Origin of the sequence: Tolypothrix campylonemoides VB511288_2 (assembly GCF_045999855.1) — a bacterium.
GTDB lineage: Bacteria > Cyanobacteriota > Cyanobacteriia > Cyanobacteriales > Nostocaceae > Scytonema > Scytonema bouteillei_A.
Window position 1 is genome coordinate 21202 of record NZ_JBFPMW010000011.1, and the last position, 18657, is coordinate 39858.

An 18657-nucleotide genomic window follows, 5' to 3' on the forward strand; every position below is an offset into this window, starting at 1 on the left:
ACCAAAATTTTTGCAACAAAGCCCCTGTCATTTCTTTATCTCGTTCCACTCCCTTCAGATTGAAATTGCATTTTTAAATTGCTCGTAGTCGTTGCGTGTATCAAGATCGAATATACCTTCTGGGAAAGAAAAACTAACAACTTTCTCAGCATTTTGTTTGATAACCTGTCTTGCGCCAGCAACACCATTAAGTGTCAGTAATTCTGCAAACAAATTGCGTTTGAATAACGCTGGTACACCCCGGACTCCTCCATACTCTGAAGCAATAATTTGTCCATCTGTCTCTTGGAAGATGTTAACCAGTTGATTGACGATCTGAGTAGAAACAAATGGCTGATCGCACAGCATCAATACAACAGCTTCTACACCAGGTTTAATTTCATTGAGGGCTTCCATCCCACACCGAATTGAAGTGCTCATACCTTCAGCCCAGCGATCGTTTTCCACAATTCGGACATTAGATAACTCCACCTCAGGTCGAATACACTCAGCATATGCTCCCAAGACAACGATAACGGGGTTGCAGACGGAAGCAAGCGCTACCTCAACCATATGGCGAATCAAGCTGTGTTGTTGATACTGTAGCAGTTGCTTGGGTGTACCCATACGGGTAGATGCACCCGCCGCTAGTAAAATCAAACCAATATCAGACATTTGAGTTTCGCCTATTGCCTTTTATAGAAATCATAATTTTACTGGCTTCTTAAATCTTAAAATGATTAAAAAAATCAAAAATCATTTTAATTGGAGCTGAAAGAAAAACTGAGCCGAACAATATTGTTCCATAGTTCGTCAATTGTTCGGTTATATCACTTTGTCTTGTAATGACTGAATCTAAAACAGATTGAGTTACCAAATTAGATGACAATATCAAGATAAAACCAATCAAGGGCAGTGCAACTAAGAGCATATTGGAATAAAGATTAGACTTTGTAGCAACCCATTTACCATCAGAGTAATTTATAGATGTTACATCACCAAGTATTGTATAAAAACTTTCTTGGATAACTTGATCATTCGGTTGATAGTTAACAACAACAAAGTAATAGCATTTTGGTATTGTTTGAAATATAACTTGAGGATCTTCAATAAAACATGAAGTGTAATCGCCTTGTTTAAAAACCCGATGGGATGCTGAAGAGTTTTGATATTTGAATTTAGCGATAGTGGAGAATAACAAGCCAAAAATAATAATTATTGCTAATTGAGCAATTGCCAACCATCCTAATGTCTCTAATTCGTTGTTTAACACTTTTTTCAACTCATATTCATTCGACAACCCTTTTAGAGTACCCAAGGATTACATTTGATATTAATGTTCCTTCCAAATCAAGCGCTATAACAAAAGGTTTACATTTCAACATACTATCACCTACCTAATGGAACTATTTTTAGTATGCTTCGCAGTACCATTAAGTACAAAGTAGAATGGATTGGCGCTTTATTTATAGAAGTTCCAACAAACGATCGAGGAAACGTCCATAGGGGAGGGAAAACGGTAGGATGCAATCTGACATGAAGACTCAGAGTGTTGAGATGGCTCAAGCTGCTTATCTCGATCGCTGTGCGCCTGGATACCGCACTCGTCGGGTGCATTGGTCAGGTGGGACGACGCAGGTAATCGAACTTGGCGAAGGGACTCCCCTGCTTCTTGTTCACGGAGGTATGGGTGAAGCCTTTCAGTGGGGAAGTATCCTTTCGGCTCTCGCCAAGAGTCACCGCGTGCTGGCAGTGGATCGACCAGGTCACGGACTCGCGGATGCATTTGACTATCGGGGAGTAGATATACTTGCTCATGCATGTCGATTTCTTGGCGATATTCTCGATACCGAGGGACTTCCTGCCGTGCCAATTGTGGCAAGTTCTATGGGTAGTCTGTGGTCGGTTGCCTTTGCACTCTCTCATCCAGAGCGAGTCCCACGTTTGGTTTTGGTCGGCGCTCCGGCAGGAATTCAGCGCTCTCAGCCGCTCCTGATGCGCTTGGGCACACTGCCTATCCTGAAGACTATTGTGCGTTCTCAGATGCAGAAACCAACACGCGAGAGTACTCGCGCCTTCTGGGCGCAGTTGATGGTAGCCCATCCGGAGCGTCTTGATGATGACTTTCTCGATGTCTCAACGGCAAGTCAAGCCCGCAATGTGACAAATTGGTTCACGCTGATCGACAGTACGGTAGATGTTCGCGGTATGAAGCAGAAGTTGGTGCTAGGCGATCGCTGGAAGCAGCTTTCGGTTCCAACAACGTTAATCTGGGGTGAGAAAGACGTATGGTGTCAGCCCGAAGTGGGGGAAGCTGTAGCCGCCAGCAACCCGCAACTGAGGGTAGTGCGAATTCCGGATGCGGGGCACGCACCATGGTTCGATCGACCGGATAGGGTCGTCAACGCAATTCTGGAAGCCCTCGCTGCCTTGAGATAGATTTCTTCCTGCATTTCGTTGGTAACACAACGATTAGCGACATTGCCTAAATCAACCATTCAGAAGTATGATGCTTTCGATTGTCCTGGTATTAAAAGCTTGTTGCATTGCTTTTTTAAGGACGAGTACGCTTTTTCTAGCTTCAAAAATTTCTTTTTGGAAGCGATCGCCTGGATCGTTCTATTACCGCACTCTCTGGCATTAAAAGCTGTATCACTTGTTGTGTATGCTTATAGCTTTTCTAAGTGCCATTCTTGCAGAAACCCAAACCTCAACGAATTATCTCTGGGTAGTTCATGCTTACTTCTGAGTAGAATTTTCTCCAAGAACTTTTTTGAGTGCTTGTTGCATAACTTTGACTTCTTCATCACTCAGTCGATCGCCAAAATATTCTGCAATTCCTTCAGAGTAGATAGCCCACATTTTTTCTTGCATTGCTGCACCCGCTTCAGTTAACACTGCAAATGTTCCCCTGCGATCGCTCGGACAGGGTTGTCGCTCCAATAGCTCGCTTTTTTCCAGGCGATCAAGCAAGCGGGTGAGATGACTCCGGCTTAACAGGACTCGTTCTGCGAGTTCGCTCAATCGCAAACGTCCCTCTGGTACTTTTTTGAGTTCCCACAGCACATCGTACCATTCCAATGGTGGCAGTTTCGCAGCCGATAGTTTTTCTTGAATCTTCTCGATCGCTTGAATCTGAACAGTGAGAAACAGCCGCCAAGTGGAGTTTCGCATTTCGTCTAATCGCTGCTTTGCCATCAGTCTAAAGAATTTCTCCAAAAGTAGTTGCAATTTCAATTATTGCATATTATCTTTAATTTAGTTGTAAATGCAATAATTGCAGCTTCAACTATAAAATGAGTCGTTTGACTCATGGAGACACAAATGCAGAAGCAGAATCCTTTCGGTCTTTTTGCGGTGGTCGGAGCTTCGACATTTTGGGCGCTCGCCGCTAATGTCGCAAGCAGTTTATTTGAGGGAGGCGTAAGTCCTTTTGAGCTAGCAGGAGTCAGCGCCATACTTGCTACCATTGGGCTAATGGCGCTCAACCTGTTGCAGAAGCATCCTATTTTGAGAGTACCGAGTCTTTCTCAAATTGCGTTAAGTGCTTTGTTTGTTATGTTCGTGGGAGCAGATTATCTCGCGATCGCAAAACTTCCTGTTGCTATTGCCATCGTGCTGATCTTCATGGCTCCGGGTTTTGTCGTGCTGTGGAACGCACTCCTATCGCGGCGCGTTCCTTCCGCAAAAGTTTTGATTGCTCTGGCGCTTTCCTTTTTGGGCGTTGTCCTGGTGTCTGGTGTGGTAGGCGGGGATTTAAGCCAAGTGAATTGGTTTGGTATTGCAATTGGTTTAACAACGGCGATTCTTTTTGCAGCGTACACTCTATTGAGTGAAAAGATTGGCGCTCAAGGAACACCTGTTAACGCTCTGCTGCAAACGTTTTCAATTGCGAGCCTTATTTGGTTTGGCTTTTTGCTGACTCAAGGCTTGACGCCTCATTTACTAGAAGTCATAAATGCTCCCAAGATTCTCTATATGGGTATCATGGGAACGCTCTTACCCTATCTGTTGTTTTTGTGGGGAGTTCGTCACGTACAAGCTGAAAGAGCTGCGATCGTTGCTTCAATAGAACCGTTCATTGCTGGAATTATTGCCTGGATTTGGTTTGGACAATATCTTACTCTGCTTCAAATCACAGGTGGAATTCTGATTGTGGTAGCAATTTCCTCATTGCAAATAAACAACCAAGCAACTTTGAAAAAAAATCGATTGAATTATGAAGGATAAAAAATCAAATCTTATCCTTCACACTTTAGTGAACCTATCTTTGGAGGTTTTATGAAACTATTAGTAAACGGTGTTTGGCATTCTGACTTTCAACCGCTTGAAGGGGAAAGAATACAAACAGGTTCTTTTCGAGAGTTTATCTCTGCTGATGGTTCTTCTGGGTTTAAAGCCGAACGCGATCGCTATCACTTATATGTTTCTTTCGCCTGTCCCTTTGCTCATCGCACCATTCTAGCTCGTCAATTAAAGCAATTAAACAGCGTAATTTCAATGTCCGTCCTCAGCCCGGATTGGGGAGATCCAAGCGGATGGACATTTGGGGACTGGAGCCATACAACAGCAGATACCGTTAATGGTTGTGACTACCTGTATCAAGTTTACGTTAAAGCAAAATCAAACTTTACAGGTAGAGTCACGGTTCCGGTTTTGTGGGATAAGCAAACAGGAACAATCGTCAACAACGAATCTGCAGATATTTTGCGTATGTTGGTGACGGAATTTGATGCGTTTGGGAATGCGAGTCTCAATCTCTATCCCCAAGAACTGCGAGCAGAGATTGATGATATAAATGCATTTGTATCAGATCGGATCAACATCGGTGTTTATAAAGTTGGTTTTGCCAGTTCTCAATTAGATTACAACACTGCGATCGCGCAGTTGTTTGATGCTTTAGATATTTTGGAAACTCGGTTAAGCGGTCAGCAATACTTGGTGGGTCATTCTCTCACAGAAGCAGATATTCGACTTTTTGTCACACTCGTTCGGTTTGATGTCGCCTACTACGGAGCCTTGAATTGCAATCTCCGCCGTCTGACAGATTATCCCAATTTGTGGAATTACACGCGCCACATTTATCACTTACCAAACGTGTCAGACACCGTAAAATTTGACCATATCAAACGTCATTATTACGATACCTACGAAGGATTAATTAATCGACGGATTATTCCCATCGGACCTATCTTAAATTGGGATATTCCTACTTTGCAAGTCTGCCATTAATATGGCTGCGGCGTCTCAAACCTTTAGAGAAGTAAGCTAATAAAAATGTTGTCATACCCATCATACCCAAATGCCAATTTGCCGCAGTCAAAACAGTTGTCCCAATAATTAACAAGCAAATTAAGCTGTGTTTAATCTTCATTTGTCTTCCGTGAAGAATCCCTAATTTCTACTCTTCCTCTCTTTGAGATTTCATCTCTCGCACGCACTCTTGTGCCATACCTACAACTAGCCCTACGCTAGCACCAATTAAGGCATATCTGTTATGCAAATCTTTGTAATACTGGCCTTCAAATTTCAATTCATTAAAATTACTCTGACCAATTTGAGCAGCAGCCAAGCCTATTACGGAGCCAATTCCAGCAGTTATCAAACCTGAGAAAATAATCAGTTTAATATTCATGATTTCCTCATGTTGAGATGATTCATAGGTAGGTAAAAATGAGGGTTTGCAGGACCTCGAAGAACTCTTAATTCGGGGTTCTTACAGCCTGTTAAAATTCATTGACTGAAGAGCTAGTGATGCAAGAAGAAATTGTAAAATAGATATACAACAGTAATTGTAAACAAGATGTGATTTATCCAATCATCTGCATTCCATTTTTTAAACATTTTTGTTACCTTTACACATAAAGGTTACTTTTCTCAAAATAATTGTACACTATTTCTTTCTTTGAAATTCTCAACTTTACGATCGATAATATTACTAGAGCCATTGGAAATCGCGTCTATATAAACAAAGTCTCTTCGGGTTTGCCAGTCCCCAGGGCGTGGGAAACCCGCCTACGTGAACTTTTTATTAAGTCCGCGTATAGCCCTTACGGGCATAGCCTGCGGCATCGCGTAGCGTGCGCTTTGCGCTTAGGCGGACGAGCGTTTGTATAGCCGAGGCAGCGCGTTGCGGGGGTTCCCCCCGTTGTTCGCGAAGCGTCTCCGTAAGGAGATAGCGCCTGCCGTCCAGAATTCTATTCTGAGGGCATTTCATTTTGCTTTGCAATTGATGTTTTGAAAAAAGAGAGCGAGCGTTTAAATCCCCTACTTTCAAGTATGGGGATTTACCGAACACCAATCACTCTTCGGTGGAGTATCCACGGAATGCAGGGAGTACTTGTTCTTGTGGTTGGGGTGTATCTGAAGGCTGTGACGGACTTGTGGGTTTACCGGGTTTACCAGGTTTTAAGAAGCGGTCTTCTAGGTTTTTGATAACAACGTACAAGACTGGAACTAAAAACAAACTTAAAACAGTTGAAATCAAATAACCACCAAACAGCGCTGTTCCTAAAGCCCATCGACTCATGGCTCCAGCACCAGAAGCTATCACCAATGGCCAAAACCCAACTAAACCAGCAAAAGCAGTCATCAGAATTGGTCGCAAGCGTTCTTCACAAGCGCGGATTGCAGCCCTGGTGTAGTTCATTCCTAGCTCTGCTGACTGGTTGGCAAATTCGACAATCAAAATTGCATTTTTACTAGCCAGACCAATCAGCATAACCAACGCTACTTGAACATACATATTATTGTTTAGCGTAGGCCAAACACCACCTTGCTGGAAAATGTTGGCGCGGAACACGATCGCACCGAGTGCGCCCAAGATTGCCAGAGGTACGGTAATCATAATGATAGTTGGATCGACGTAGCTTTCGTACTGCGCCGCTAACACTAAGAAAACCATGACAAAGGCTAAGCCAAAAATAATTGGTGCTGCACCACTAGAAGATCTCTCCTGAAAGGCGGTTCCAGTCCAAGCAAAACCAAATCCTGGTTGTAAAACTTGGTTCGCAACTTCTTCCATAGCTTGGATTGCTTGTCCCGTACTGTATCCTGGTGCTGGAGAAGCTTGAATTTTAATGGATGGGTAAACGTTAAAGTGAGTGACAACAGGCGGGTAGGTTAATCTTTCCATTTGTACCAAAGTACTCAGTTGAATGAGGTTACCATCCTGAGAGCGCACGTACAGACGACTAACATCATCAGGATTAGACCGAATTGTCCCCTCCGCCTGAGCATAAACGCGATACAACCGCCCACCAAGCACGTATTGGTTGACATAGCTTGCACCCAAATAGGTTTGCATGGTGCTGAAAATATCACTCACTCGGACATTCTGAGCTTTGGCTTGATTGCGATCGATGGAAATTTGCATCATCGGGCTGTTGAAGGTGAACTGGGTAAAGACACCTCCTAATTCCGGTCTCTTCTGGGCTGCTGCTATTACCTTTTGGGTATTGTCGATGAGCGCTTCCATGGGAAGTGCTTGTTTGTTTTGGATGTACATCTCCAACCCGCCTGTACTTCCCAAACCATCCACTGGTGGGGCGTTAACAGCGATCGCGATCGCTCCAGGGATTTTTTCTCGCAACCCTTTATTGATTTTTCGCAGAACACCAAAAATGGAATGCTCTGCACCATGACGTTCTTGCCAATCTTTCAACTTGACGAAAAACAGTGTCTTGTTACTGGCGTTCCCTTCAAAACCAAAACCAGCGTTACCAACAACGTGCTCAACTTCCGGAAGTGGTAGCACGACTTCCTCAGTAATTTTCTTAACTAAATCGACACTGTAGTTGAGAGAGACCCCTGGGGGAGCTTCCACAATTGTAAAGAAATAACCCTGATCTTCTTCAGGTATAAATCCCTGGGGAGTCGTCTGATAAATCCAACCCGTTGCAAATAAACCCGCAAGAAATACTGGAATCACGAGCCATCGAACCCGGATCAGGAATTCTACGATTTTGACGTATCCCCCCTTAAACCAATCAAACACGCGGTTAAACCACCGGAAAAACACGCCTAAAGGACCGTGAACTTCCTGCTGTCTCCGCATGATGATAGCAGACATACTGGGAGAGAAGCTCAAGGCGTTGAAGGTGGAAATGGCAATGGAGAAAGCGATTACTAGTGCAAATTGCTTGTAAACGATACCCGTTGTCCCTGGAAAGAAAGTTACGGGGATAAAGACAGCCATCAGTACTACTGATGTTGCGATAATTGCCCCAGTCAGTTCTTTCATGGCATCTAGAGCTGCTTGAAGGGGTTTCATCCCCTGTTCGAGTTTAGCTGCGATCGCTTCCACCACAACGATCCCATCATCCACCACCAAACCTGTTGCCAAGATAATACCAAATATCGTTAACTGATTTAAGGTAAACCCAAGCACATAGGCAATTGCCATTGCCCCAATCAGCGATACGGGAATGGCGAGAGCGGGAATAATGGTAGTGCGCCAATCCTGTAGAAAGATAAAGATGACAAGGAACACCAGGGCGATGGCTTCAACCAGGGTTTTAAAGGCTTCATCTAGAGAAGATGCCACAAACAAAGTATTATCTAAACCAATTGTCGCCTTTAATCCTGGTGGAAAATTAGTTTGCAGCTCTGCCATTTTTGCTTTAATGGCGTTAGCTGTGTTCCAAGCATTCGTACCGGGTAGTTGGTAAGCTAACAAAATGACAGCCGGCGAACCGTCAAACAGAGTTGTCGCGTTGTAATTTTCCGCCCCTACTTCGGCTCGACCGACATCTTTTAACCGAATGAGCGTACCATCCTGACCGACTTTGACCACAATATCTTCGGCTTCCGCAGGAGTGGTAAATCGACCGTTAGCTCGCAAAGCAATTTCATACTGCTGCTCTGTTGAAGTTGGCTGTTGGCCAATTCTCCCCGCTCCCACCTGAATATTTTGTTCGGTAATAGCGCCAATGACATCTTGTGATGTCAAATTTCTAGCAGCAAGGGCTTCGGGGTCGAGCCAGATACGCATGGCGTATTTCCGTTCCCCCACAATTCTGATCGAACCGACACCCTGGATTCGTTTAATTTCGTCAAAGATTTGTCGGTCAACGTAATTGCTTAAAAAGATATTATCGTAGATAAATTTTCCATTCTGGTCTTTTTCTGAATAGAAAGCATAAGCGAGGGTAATCGTTGGTGACTGCTTCTGCGTTGTTACACCAATGCGATTGACTTCTTCGGGTAAATTTGGTTCTGCGATCGCTACATTATTTTGGACGAGGACTTGGGCTGTGTTTCTATCCATCTCTGTAGGAAAAGAGACGTTAATAGTAGCATTGCCATCATTCGTCGTCTGGGAGGACATGTAAACGACCCGTTCCGTACCGTTAATTTCCCGTTCTAGTACGGTGGTAACGTTTTCTTCTGCTGTTTTGGCATCAGTCCCCAAATAGTTAGCAGTCACAGTTACCTGCTTGAGAGCCATTTCTGGGAGCTTATCCAAAGGGAGCAGGGGAATACAGATTCCCCCAACTAAGAGAATAATTACAGTACAAACTGTGGTAAAAACAGGTCGCCTAATGAAAATATCCGCAATACTCATAATGAATGATGAATTATGAATGATGAATTATGAATGATGAATTATGAATTGAAAATTTCATAATTCATAACTCATAGTTCAGTTAGCTTTGATTGGAGTGCCATCCCTTAAAGTAAGAATTTGGGTAACTGCAATTTGGTCACCCGGTTTCACACCATTAATGACTTGGTAGCTTTGACCTTGAATGGCTCCAAGTTGAACTGGTTGACGGCGCACGGTTTGTTTTGAACCTGTTGTCTGGGCTACAAAGACAAAGCTTTGTGCTCCAAGGTTGGATACAGCTACGGTAGGAATCAAAACACCCGACCGTTTGTTCCAAATAACTCTTGCGCGGACAAATTGTCCTTCTCGTAAATTGTTACCTGAGTTGGAAAAGCGGGCTTTGGTTAAGATAGCTTGAGCACCCGTGTCTACTTCTGGCGAGATAAAGTTGATAGTTCCAGTGCTCAAGGGTTTTCTTGTTTTGGCATCTACGAGCTCTACTGGTAACCCCCGTCTTATTTCTGAGGAGCGGTTGCTGGGAATTGAAATTCGCAAGAAAAGATTGTCATTTTGAGTAATCGTGGTTAGGCTCTGACCGACACTAACAACATCTCCTACCTTAACGGGGAAGTCTCCTACTTCCCCGGTAATTGGTGCTAATACTTGTTTGAATTGGAGAGACACGCGAGCAGAAGCCGTATCAGCCTCATATTGTCGGACATTAGCTTCTGCTTGCTTGACGCTGGCTTTAGCAGCTCCTACTTGCTCCGCAGTAGCGCGGAGAGTCGCTAGTGCTGTGTTCAAGTTTTTTCGGGCTATGTCTAACTGCTGTTGAGCCTGTGCTCCTTCAGTCACTAACTTCTGCGTCCTTTGAAACTCAACTTTTTGAAGCTCTACATCGGCTGCATCTCTAACTTGCTGCGCTTCTGCTGCTTTGAGTTGCGATCGCGCTGTCAGGTAGGCGGATTTAGCTGAGTTAACTCTAGCCACAGCACTCAGTAATTCTGGTTGAGTGCGATCTGGTCGCAGTATCACAATTGGCGTTCCTTGCTCGACTCGATCGCCTGACGCGACGGGAATCGATTCTATCCGACCTTCGATTTCGGGTCGCAACGAGACTCTTTGTTGCGCTTCCAACCTCCCTACGAATTCCGAGACATCTTGTAGTGTTGTTGACTGCAATGACTGCAATTTCACTGGTATTGGTTGGGGTTCGCTGGCTGTGGCTTTGGGTTTGTCCTGACTGCAAGCGCTTGTTAAGGCGGAGACCAGAAGAACTGGAAATAATACTTTACAAGCCAATAGAGTGTCGGATTTTTTAGACATATTCTGACCTCAAAAGAATTCAACTGAGGTAAAGGGAGTGATAAGTTAAAGCGAGTCTTTAGAATTCCAAATGACCGGTTACATATCCAAAACAAGCCTCTCAATTTATTAATGGAAAACCCAAAATTCATTCATTATTCAAATCCTCTACTTTTGGTCACCGGTCATCGGTCATCAGTTACCGTTCGTTAAATACTACAAACTAGCAGGCGATTGAAGAAATAGTTGGTCATTTTTGAACCAAAAGGAGAATTCCACCATCGCGAGGGATGACAGCCAATTGGTGCAGCTAATGTATAGTCCAAATCATCGCACTTTTTCCATCGATTGTCCTCACGCCATCCCACACGCTCGCCGAAGCGCTCGATGGCTTTACTATCTTGATTAATGGTGCTTTCGAGGGAACCACCCACGCTTTGGTAAATTTTTATTTGTACGCTAAAACCAAAGCGACCTTCACTGTATTTTGTCCACAAATTGTCTATCACTCGCAGTTCATCACAGGGAAATTGCCTCATATCATCTGGAGTAATATCTCCCAATTCTGGCTCTTTTGTTATTGCTTGAATAACCCGAATAGTTTCCCAATCGGCTTCTCTTAAGTCTCCTACTATTAAAAGTTCTTGCAGTTTTTTGTATTTATGGATATCGGCAATGAGGAGAAAATTATCTTCTGACTTAGCAATGCGATCGCTGAGATTTGATAACAGCTGATTGAATTGCTTTAGCTGCAGTTCTATCGCAGTTAAGCGAGCCGTCACTTCTGATTCATGCACTTCATTAGACATTGAATTCCTCTGAGAATAAGGAGATTTTCCACTGAAATTGTAAATACTGTGTAATTGTTTTCGAGGAAACGAGTTTGCACTCCTTAAAGTGCTGAGGATAATTGCAGCCGTAACATTAATTAATGCTAAGAGACCTGCATTATTGTAATGACTAACTCAATCTATAGTAAGAGCGAGGGTTGCTTGCTGTAAATTACTTTTCCCGGTTTAGCCAAATATGCTCAATATCTGGTTATTACCGAGTAGACCGAGTGTAAACTGCATATTTCCTTATGAATGGAGTTTTGATACGGTTACCTCCCAAGATTTTGACTTTTGTGCCATTGAAGATATATTGACACGAATTTGCTCAAAAGCGTCTACTCTGGTGAAACTCGAAGCGACTGCTTCTGAAGTTTCCATAACTGAATACAAGACCCGTATTTCAAGCATCAGAGCCGATCTTCTGCTTTTTTGTTATTGACTGGAGTTCTTTATGTCATCAATTCATGACATAATAATTGTGCCAATACTAAAGAGGTATAGAAGATTAACTTCTATCCACATGGCACTTCTGTCTCCCCTACATCTCAAAAAAATTTATGTTTGGGGAATGTTTACTGCAAGAATCTACTTTGTATCGCAATAATGTACAAGAAAATCTGCGTGAAATAGTCTATTGTCAAAAAATTCTTATTTGTGAGGCGCGTTGTTATGTAACAATCTCTTAAGAACAGCGAGGCAATAGGAAGAAGAGCCACAGACAAATGGTTTGCACGTTTCCATGAGGTTTTAGATGAACGCAAAACCTGCGAAAAAATACGCACTGGTGACCGGAGGTAATAAAGGGATTGGGTTTGCCATCTGTAAGGGATTGCTGAATGCTGGATTTGAGGTGATTCTAGCAGCGCGATCGCTCTCAAAAGCACGGGATGCTGCAGAAAAACTATCTTCACCATCCAACGTCAGACCAGTTGTTCTTGAAGTCACTGATGATAGCTCCATTCACGACGCCGTTCGAGAGTTATCCCAACAAATCAACCATTTAGATGTACTTGTCAACAACGCAGCAATTTATCCCGATGAAGGCGTGAATATTCTCAACATTTCTCGCGAATTGTTGGATGTCGCTTTAAACACCAACACCCTAGGTCCTATTAGTATCGTTCAAGCCTTCTTGCCTTTATTAGAAAAAGCATCCAGTGCCAGAATTATTAATGTATCGAGTGGATATGGAGAGATCGGCGGTCTTTCAGCACAAGTCCCCAGTTATTGCTTATCTAAACTAGCACTTAACGGTGCGACGATTATGCTCGCTGAAGCTTTAAGACCAAAAAGAATTGCAGTTTACGCTATGTGTCCCGGTTGGGTGAGGACTGATATGGGTGGTGCGTCTGCTCCACGGTCACCTGAAGAAGGGGCTGATACTGCTCTTTGGCTGGCGACAGAAGCTTCATTAAGCGACAGCGGTAAGTATTTCCGCGATCGTCAAGAAATTTCTTATTGTTAAAGTTATTCCGCCCAATTACTTTCAGTAATTAGGCGGAATTGACATAACAATGAGCCTTTATATTTCTCTAGAGAGAGCAGTTACTGAATGGCAAATCCTTGGGGTCTTACCACATCCTCTAAATCAGCCCCTTGAAGATTTGCTCCCAATATATTTGCGTTTGTTAAATTTGCCTTCTCTAAGTCCGCATCAAATAGGTTAGCACTTGCTAGGTTTGCGCCTATTATGTTTGCCTTACCTAAATCTGCACCTTGCAGGTTCGCGCCTTGCAAGTTTGTTCCTTGTAAATTTGCTCTTTCTAAGTCAGCATTTTGCAGGTTTGCATTTTCTAAGTTAGCAGCTTGTAGGTTTGCGTCTTTTAATGTTGCTCCAATGAGATTGCATCCCACACACTCGTTGGTTTCTAGTAAATGTCTAATGTTTGCTGCTACAGATGTGATGGGTGCTGGTGTAGATTGTGTGGTTGTAATTGGTGTTTGTGTTTGAGCGCTAGCACTTGGCTGATCGAACAATGAAAAAGTGACTGCGAGTACTAGAAAGACTGCTGTTACAAGCCAGTTTGTTAATTTTTGAGAATTGGATTTATTCATTTTTCCTTCCAAGGCTTTAGTTTTATACGAGCCACTACTAAACTTCTTACTCACTACTTTAGAAAAGCGGTTCTATAAAATCAAACATTATTTTTATTTAAATTTATAACTAAAAGTGATTAAAAGTATCTTTTAAGTAGAAAGGCGCAAAAAAACCGAACTATGTAACGAAAAGTAAAGTTGCCTAAAAACCTCTTCCCTTCTGCCATCTGCCCTCTGCCATCTGCCTTGTCATGACGATAATTTTTAATACTGACCTACTTACAGAGAAAGGGGCTCTATACGTTCGATAGTTGCGTTTGGTAGAAGTTGGCAATCGATCGCTTGTGAAAAAGAGCAAGGTCATTTGACACAAATGCAAGCCAATGCTTTCTCAATCGAAATGATAATGATAATATTTTACAAAAAAATTATGCATTGCGTACAACCCTTGTTAAGACGAGCAGTTTGCAATGTCTTGAGATTATTTTTCACTAGATATGTCTAGCTGCTTGGACTTCATAATTATAAAAACAATCATAGAGCACCAGCCCCATGATTGTAATCTGTTCCCTGCATTATCCTGTTATGAAAGGTAAGCGGTGTTAACCGTACTTACTGTATTCAACAGTAAAAGACTTTGTATGAGTTGTCTTGCCAATTCTTGTGAATTACAACAATTTCTTGCTATTCTTTGTGAGAATATTGCGCTTGGGATAGGCGACTGTTAAAGATTGAGTGTACTCATATGTTGAACTGGATAGCGATCGCCTGCAGCAAATCCCTTGGGTGCAACTTCTTCAATCCGACGCAGATCGTTTGGTGTGAGCGTAATTTCTGTTGCTCCTACATTCTCTTCTAGATATCGGCGTCGTTTTGTCCCTGGGATGGGAACAATGTCATTACCCTGAGCTAACAACCATGCTAATGCCAGTTGACTGGGGGTTGCACCTTTTTCAGCTGCGATCGCCTTAACCTGATTCACCAGTTCTAGATTCTTGTAAAAGTTCTCACCTTGAAATCGAGGAGACATAAGGCGATAGTCGTCTTCTGCAAAATCATCAGGGCTTGTAATAGCTCCCGATAAAAATCCCCGTCCTAGAGGACTGTAAGCAACAAACCCAATACCCAACTCTCTGACTGTGTCTAAAATTTCGTCTTCAGGGTCGCGGCTCCAAAGAGAGTATTCTGTTTGTAATGCAGCGATTCAGAGTAACGACAAAGGCTTGCTGTTACCTTTACCGTGCTACGAGATCCGTCCTGGTTTTGGCTTCATGGTAAAAAATTTAACAAAAACTTTCTTGCCAATTATTGCGATTCATGTGTGTTTCTTGCTGTTGGTCTTGCAATGAAGTTGGATGCTGAATTTTGGATTTATTACAAAATGTCTCTTAAGCTTAACAATCAGTAAAGTTTTCTTTTAATTTCTAAATCTGCTCGTGTTACCGATAATTGGTTGCTTAAATTACAGAAAATTCTGACTCTTTTGGGGAAAAAAATCAGCGTATTGAAACCAAATCAACATCGACCAATATCATCCTTAAGAAAGATTGAAATTCCAAATTTTTTTCTAAACGCTCGTTTCGAGCCAAAGACTTGTGACGACAGCAACTTGCTGTATAAGAAAATCATTTGAAATATCCGGAAATTAACTGGAATGTCCTGTACTGTGGGGTGTCACTGTAAAAAGTGGATAAGTATATTCCCGTGTCATTTAAAAATTAGGAAAGGTTACAATCGAACAAATGCCAAACATCAAAATTTCTGTTTATACGTAAATCTGTTTAAAATGTTAAAGGATTAACATCTTTTTAGTTAAAATTTAAAGACAGATTAAAGTGAGTATTGCCATTTTGGCAAGTGTCATTTTTTAAAATAAGATATTAATAGTTTATACAAACAGGTATCGATATCAGGCTTGCTGCTATCTACTTATTACTGAAGGAAAAACAACCTCCATTACAACAAATTGTCTAAGCAATCTTTCGATGAGTGGAAATAGTGCATGTTAACCTCACTGTCTTCTCATAATGTTATCCAGGACTTGCAAGAAGCAGGTCTGTGTAGCTCAGAAGAAGGCGTTTCTACCGACTCTGAATTGCCACAGAGTAGCAAGAAAAATTTTAATTTGCTCGTTACTCTGAAAGGAAATCGCCAGCTGTTGGTTAAACAGGAACGCCATATTGATAATGATGGAAAACCACAGGAATTTTTCAATGAATGGCTGTTTCACCAATTGCTCGAACGCTTTCCTGCTTTGGGGAGTATTTCTGCGATCGCATCATTGGTGGTGTACTTTGATAGGAAAAAGTCTATCTTAGTCCGCAATTACCTTAAAGACTATCAAGACACTGCTAGTTTTTATCGACAAAACTTGCGCTTTCCCAACTCGATTGCTACTGCGATCGGTACCAGTCTGGGATTATTGCATCGTGCGACCTTCAAGCATCACGAGTATCGCGATTTTATGGCAACTGCGCCAGAAGGTGAGTATCGCTATCATTTATATAATCCAGCACAAGGACTTGGCTCCATTGGACCGGAAATTATTAGTCGCGTTCCCACGAACGCCTTAAAATTCTACACTCTCTACCAACGCTATGAAACCATAGAAGGGGCGATCGCAGAATTATCTTATGAATGGAAGCCTTGCTGTTTAACTCATAATGAGTTGAGATTGGACAACATTTTGCTTCATTCCAAGTGGGAGCAACTCGACAACTGTCTGGTGCGATTGATTGATTGGGAAGCATGCGCTTGGGGCGATCCCAGCTTTGACTTGGGAACTTTAGTAGCCGATTATTTGGCAATTGGGTTAGAAAGTTTGGTAGTAGACCCTTCTTTAGATTTAGATGAATCTCTGCATCTATCAGCAGTTCCATTCGACATTCTTCAGCCTTCAATATTGGCTCTGATTCAGGCTTATCTCGACACTTTTCCAACAATTCTTGAACAGAGGAATGATTTTCTTCTCCGTACCGTTCAATTTGCGGGTTTAGCGCTGCTTCATAAAATAGATGAAAAAATTAAGCAGCATCGCTACTTTGATAACTCAGGCATATGTACGTTTCAAATTGCCAGAAGTTTACTGACCAAACCGCAAGAATCTGTGATGACTGTTTTTGGAGTTTCAGAAACAGATCTCATCAAACCTTTTGTAAAACTTACAAAATTTTCGCAAGCACAAAAAGAAGTCAATTTGCTGCGTCTCCACAACAATAAAGCACGTTTGCGCGGCTGTTAATCATTTTCATCTCCTCTTTTCCTCTCTCCCTCATTCACTCAGCCACTCCCTTTTTGCCGGATCATGTTAAAATCTTCAAAACCACTCTTAAAATCTCTCTTAGATATAGCTAGCAATATCCAAATTGAATCGAGCTTTTGCATTAGCCATCCTAAATACCAACCTTTTGCCTTACCACAACAAGTAGCAGGTAGATTTCAGCAAACTTCGCCCAGTTTACAACAAAAATATCTCTCTCTATTACTGCGGAATTTTCTTCACGGTATCTATTACAACGGTTCTCTAAAAAAGATACTTATAGAAAAAAATGGTATTTGTCCTAGTAACCTTCCACACAAAAGCTTAGAGAGCGATTCTCAATTTAAAATAGACTTACCGTTTTACGAACAACTACACAGTAGCAACCACGGTGTTGGTTATTTTGATTCTGGTTGGGAAGTCTTGCGACAAGAACCTGATGGTAGTATGGCAGTAGCCAAAGGTGGTTTAACACTATACGTTGAGCGTCCAGCCAACTTAGAAACAATGGTCCAGTCTACTAAAGTAGGTGAAGTCACTGCCATTTGGATGCCAAAAAATCGTATAGAAAATGGCTTCTATATAGCAGTTAGCAATGTCGGTCAGGATTTACAAGTCAATTTAAACGGTGATTTTGGAGTGGGGCGAATTTACTTTAATATAACCCCAACAGGTGCGATCGCTCTTATGAATAGTCTTACAAGGCTACTCAATTCTGCGGAAATTCCATTTAGTTTTCAAGTTCTACACAATCGCTCTAGTTACGGACGCTATGACTCAGGAATTCTGTACTTTGAACGCGAAGACTATTTAGCAGTGCGAAAAATTCTGAAAGCTGTCTATGTGAAGCATCAAGCTCATTTTCACAAAGACATTCCTCTATTCACTAAATTTTTAGCCCCAGGACTCGGTCTTGCAGAAGAACCAAGCCAAAAGTTTGCGTCTCAAGAAAGTTTCGGTATGAACCGTTGTCAAATTGTGGCTAATGCTTTATTAGAATCTTGGGAGAACGGCGATAATTCTACCGAGAAGAGGATGTCAGCAATTTACCAGCATTTTGCTCGGTTGGGTATCGATCTACAGCGTCCATACTTAAATCCAGATTCTGAGGATATTTATTCACCTTTAGATCGAACCAACAGATAATTGGTAAACTTGGTTACAGTAGCAGGCAAACAGCCTGCTATATAATAGACAACCATAATTTTTTAATATGGCTTTTACATACAACCACACCGTTCGCTTTCGAGATACAGATGCAGCCGGAGTAGTTTACTTTGCTAATGTCTTGGCCATATGCCATGAAGCCTATGAAGAATCTCTAGCCACCTTTGGCATGAATCTCAAAGATTTTTTCACGAATCCATCTATTGCATTCCCCATTGTTCATGCAAATGTCGATTTTTTTCGCCCATTGTACTCCGGGGATAATTTAGTTATTAGACTCATACCCCAACAACTGAGTGGGGATAGATTTGAAGTCGGTTATGAAGTTATTGTTGGTGAGGTAGTCGCTGCAAAAGCAATTACCAGACACGTCTGTATTGATACATCCAGCAGAACCAAAACAGAGTTACCCGAAAACATGAAGCAATGGTTGGAGACAAATCGTAAAGGTGCAGAAAGTATAGAGAGAAGAAAATCGCGAGAAACTATCTGAAGGGGAAGAAATTAGTATGATTTTATACTAAATTTCT

The 18657-nt window shown here is 42.2% G+C and carries 19 protein-coding genes; 7 read left to right on the plus strand and 12 right to left on the minus strand.

Annotation, left to right across the window (positions count from 1 at the left end; all coding sequences use genetic code 11):
* Nucleotides 1-54: 54 nt before the first annotated feature.
* The 3 genes from AB0756_RS27590 to AB0756_RS27600 all read right to left on the minus strand — a co-directional run bounded on the left by AB0756_RS27590 (nucleotide 55) and on the right by AB0756_RS27600 (nucleotide 1801).
* The gene (locus AB0756_RS27590; RefSeq protein ID WP_038075256.1) at nucleotides 55-654 is read right to left on the minus strand and encodes a nucleotidyltransferase family protein; all 600 of its coding nucleotides are present in this window, start codon (nucleotides 652-654) and stop codon (nucleotides 55-57) included.
* A 49-nt stretch (nucleotides 655-703) separates the two neighbouring features.
* Nucleotides 704-1252, minus strand: coding sequence for a hypothetical protein (locus tag AB0756_RS27595; RefSeq protein WP_162002223.1), 549 nt, complete (start codon nucleotides 1250-1252; stop codon nucleotides 704-706).
* Nucleotides 1253-1441: 189 nt separating this feature from the next.
* A complete protein-coding gene (locus AB0756_RS27600; protein WP_408104028.1) occupies nucleotides 1442-1801 on the minus strand; it encodes a hypothetical protein in 360 nt (119 codons plus the stop codon).
* Between AB0756_RS27600 and AB0756_RS27605 the strand changes: the two genes are divergently transcribed.
* Nucleotides 1693-2418: an alpha/beta fold hydrolase gene (locus tag AB0756_RS27605; RefSeq protein ID WP_408104027.1), complete on the plus strand. Its 726-nt coding sequence runs from the start codon at nucleotides 1693-1695 to the stop codon at nucleotides 2416-2418. The two genes, AB0756_RS27600 and AB0756_RS27605, sit on opposite strands and share 109 nt — an antisense overlap.
* A gap of 300 nt (nucleotides 2419-2718) precedes the next feature.
* Here AB0756_RS27605 and AB0756_RS27610 read toward each other — a convergent pair whose 3' ends face one another.
* The gene (locus AB0756_RS27610) at nucleotides 2719-3177 is read right to left on the minus strand and encodes a MarR family winged helix-turn-helix transcriptional regulator (RefSeq protein WP_050045686.1); all 459 of its coding nucleotides are present in this window, start codon (nucleotides 3175-3177) and stop codon (nucleotides 2719-2721) included.
* A 126-nt stretch (nucleotides 3178-3303) separates the two neighbouring features.
* Here AB0756_RS27610 and AB0756_RS27615 point away from each other — a divergent pair, with 126 nt between their 5' ends.
* Both AB0756_RS27615 and AB0756_RS27620 read left to right on the plus strand, forming a co-directional pair.
* The gene (locus AB0756_RS27615) at nucleotides 3304-4209 is read left to right on the plus strand and encodes an EamA family transporter (RefSeq protein ID WP_050045685.1); all 906 of its coding nucleotides are present in this window, start codon (nucleotides 3304-3306) and stop codon (nucleotides 4207-4209) included.
* Between the two features lie 51 nt (nucleotides 4210-4260).
* Nucleotides 4261-5211, plus strand: a complete 951-nt coding sequence (locus AB0756_RS27620; protein ID WP_038075243.1) for a glutathione S-transferase family protein — start codon at nucleotides 4261-4263, stop codon at nucleotides 5209-5211.
* On the opposite strand, the gene AB0756_RS27625 is transcribed toward AB0756_RS27620, so the two are convergent.
* From AB0756_RS27625 to AB0756_RS27650, 6 genes are all read right to left on the minus strand, one after another.
* Entirely contained in the window at nucleotides 5189-5353 is a 165-nt protein-coding gene (locus tag AB0756_RS27625; RefSeq protein ID WP_167844662.1) for a hypothetical protein, read from the minus strand. The two genes, AB0756_RS27620 and AB0756_RS27625, sit on opposite strands and share 23 nt — an antisense overlap.
* A gap of 27 nt (nucleotides 5354-5380) precedes the next feature.
* Nucleotides 5381-5614 carry a hypothetical protein gene (locus AB0756_RS27630; RefSeq protein ID WP_038075241.1) on the minus strand — a complete coding sequence of 78 codons (234 nt, stop codon included), beginning with the start codon at nucleotides 5612-5614 and terminating at the stop codon, nucleotides 5381-5383.
* Nucleotides 5615-6280: 666 nt separating this feature from the next.
* Nucleotides 6281-9544 (minus strand): efflux RND transporter permease subunit, encoded by a 3264-nt coding sequence (locus AB0756_RS27635; RefSeq protein WP_050045684.1) that lies wholly within the window; start codon nucleotides 9542-9544, stop codon nucleotides 6281-6283.
* A 78-nt stretch (nucleotides 9545-9622) separates the two neighbouring features.
* Nucleotides 9623-10852 (minus strand): efflux RND transporter periplasmic adaptor subunit, encoded by a 1230-nt coding sequence (locus AB0756_RS27640; RefSeq protein ID WP_038075236.1) that lies wholly within the window; start codon nucleotides 10850-10852, stop codon nucleotides 9623-9625.
* Nucleotides 10853-11040: 188 nt separating this feature from the next.
* Entirely contained in the window at nucleotides 11041-11640 is a 600-nt protein-coding gene (locus AB0756_RS27645) for a GUN4 domain-containing protein (RefSeq protein ID WP_038075232.1), read from the minus strand.
* A gap of 270 nt (nucleotides 11641-11910) precedes the next feature.
* Nucleotides 11911-12072: a hypothetical protein gene (locus AB0756_RS27650; protein ID WP_153021456.1), complete on the minus strand. Its 162-nt coding sequence runs from the start codon at nucleotides 12070-12072 to the stop codon at nucleotides 11911-11913.
* A gap of 343 nt (nucleotides 12073-12415) precedes the next feature.
* Between AB0756_RS27650 and AB0756_RS27655 the strand changes: the two genes are divergently transcribed.
* Nucleotides 12416-13129, plus strand: a complete 714-nt coding sequence (locus AB0756_RS27655; protein ID WP_038075229.1) for an SDR family NAD(P)-dependent oxidoreductase — start codon at nucleotides 12416-12418, stop codon at nucleotides 13127-13129.
* Between the two features lie 80 nt (nucleotides 13130-13209).
* On the opposite strand, the gene AB0756_RS27660 is transcribed toward AB0756_RS27655, so the two are convergent.
* Complete coding sequence (locus tag AB0756_RS27660; RefSeq protein WP_038075226.1) at nucleotides 13210-13719, minus strand: pentapeptide repeat-containing protein; 510 nt, start codon at nucleotides 13717-13719, stop codon at nucleotides 13210-13212.
* Nucleotides 13720-14425: 706 nt separating this feature from the next.
* Nucleotides 14426-14905, minus strand: coding sequence for an aldo/keto reductase (locus tag AB0756_RS27665; RefSeq protein ID WP_202048710.1), 480 nt, complete (start codon nucleotides 14903-14905; stop codon nucleotides 14426-14428).
* Between the two features lie 798 nt (nucleotides 14906-15703).
* Between AB0756_RS27665 and AB0756_RS27670 the strand changes: the two genes are divergently transcribed.
* The 3 genes from AB0756_RS27670 (at nucleotide 15704) to AB0756_RS27680 (ending at nucleotide 18620) form a co-directional block, all read left to right on the plus strand.
* A complete protein-coding gene (locus tag AB0756_RS27670) occupies nucleotides 15704-16942 on the plus strand; it encodes a phosphotransferase (protein WP_038075223.1) in 1239 nt (412 codons plus the stop codon).
* Between the two features lie 63 nt (nucleotides 16943-17005).
* Nucleotides 17006-18106 (plus strand): T3SS effector HopA1 family protein, encoded by a 1101-nt coding sequence (locus AB0756_RS27675; RefSeq protein WP_038075220.1) that lies wholly within the window; start codon nucleotides 17006-17008, stop codon nucleotides 18104-18106.
* 67 nt (nucleotides 18107-18173) lie between these two features.
* The gene (locus AB0756_RS27680; protein ID WP_038075217.1) at nucleotides 18174-18620 is read left to right on the plus strand and encodes an acyl-CoA thioesterase; all 447 of its coding nucleotides are present in this window, start codon (nucleotides 18174-18176) and stop codon (nucleotides 18618-18620) included.
* The last annotated feature ends 37 nt before the right edge of the window (nucleotides 18621-18657 follow it).

Bases quoted from the DNA above. Each gene is read 5' to 3' on its own strand.
- AB0756_RS27660 (WP_038075226.1), bottom strand. From the start codon at position 13,719: ATGAATAAATCCAATTCTCAAAAATTAACAAACTGGCTTGTAACAGCA.
- AB0756_RS27630 (WP_038075241.1), bottom strand. From the start codon at position 5,614: ATGAATATTAAACTGATTATTTTCTCAGGTTTGATAACTGCTGGAATT.
- AB0756_RS27650 (WP_153021456.1), bottom strand. From the start codon at position 12,072: ATGCTTGAAATACGGGTCTTGTATTCAGTTATGGAAACTTCAGAAGCA.
- AB0756_RS27670 (WP_038075223.1), top strand. From the start codon at position 15,704: ATGTTAACCTCACTGTCTTCTCATAATGTTATCCAGGACTTGCAAGAA.
- AB0756_RS27635 (WP_050045684.1), bottom strand. From the start codon at position 9,544: ATGAGTATTGCGGATATTTTCATTAGGCGACCTGTTTTTACCACAGTT.
- AB0756_RS27640 (WP_038075236.1), bottom strand. From the start codon at position 10,852: ATGTCTAAAAAATCCGACACTCTATTGGCTTGTAAAGTATTATTTCCA.
- AB0756_RS27615 (WP_050045685.1), top strand. From the start codon at position 3,304: ATGCAGAAGCAGAATCCTTTCGGTCTTTTTGCGGTGGTCGGAGCTTCG.
- AB0756_RS27590 (WP_038075256.1), bottom strand. From the start codon at position 654: ATGTCTGATATTGGTTTGATTTTACTAGCGGCGGGTGCATCTACCCGT.
- AB0756_RS27625 (WP_167844662.1), bottom strand. From the start codon at position 5,353: ATGAAGATTAAACACAGCTTAATTTGCTTGTTAATTATTGGGACAACT.
- AB0756_RS27610 (WP_050045686.1), bottom strand. From the start codon at position 3,177: ATGGCAAAGCAGCGATTAGACGAAATGCGAAACTCCACTTGGCGGCTG.
- AB0756_RS27680 (WP_038075217.1), top strand. From the start codon at position 18,174: ATGGCTTTTACATACAACCACACCGTTCGCTTTCGAGATACAGATGCA.
- AB0756_RS27620 (WP_038075243.1), top strand. From the start codon at position 4,261: ATGAAACTATTAGTAAACGGTGTTTGGCATTCTGACTTTCAACCGCTT.
- AB0756_RS27645 (WP_038075232.1), bottom strand. From the start codon at position 11,640: ATGTCTAATGAAGTGCATGAATCAGAAGTGACGGCTCGCTTAACTGCG.
- AB0756_RS27655 (WP_038075229.1), top strand. From the start codon at position 12,416: ATGAACGCAAAACCTGCGAAAAAATACGCACTGGTGACCGGAGGTAAT.
- AB0756_RS27600 (WP_408104028.1), bottom strand. From the start codon at position 1,801: ATGCATGAGCAAGTATATCTACTCCCCGATAGTCAAATGCATCCGCGA.
- AB0756_RS27675 (WP_038075220.1), top strand. From the start codon at position 17,006: ATGTTAAAATCTTCAAAACCACTCTTAAAATCTCTCTTAGATATAGCT.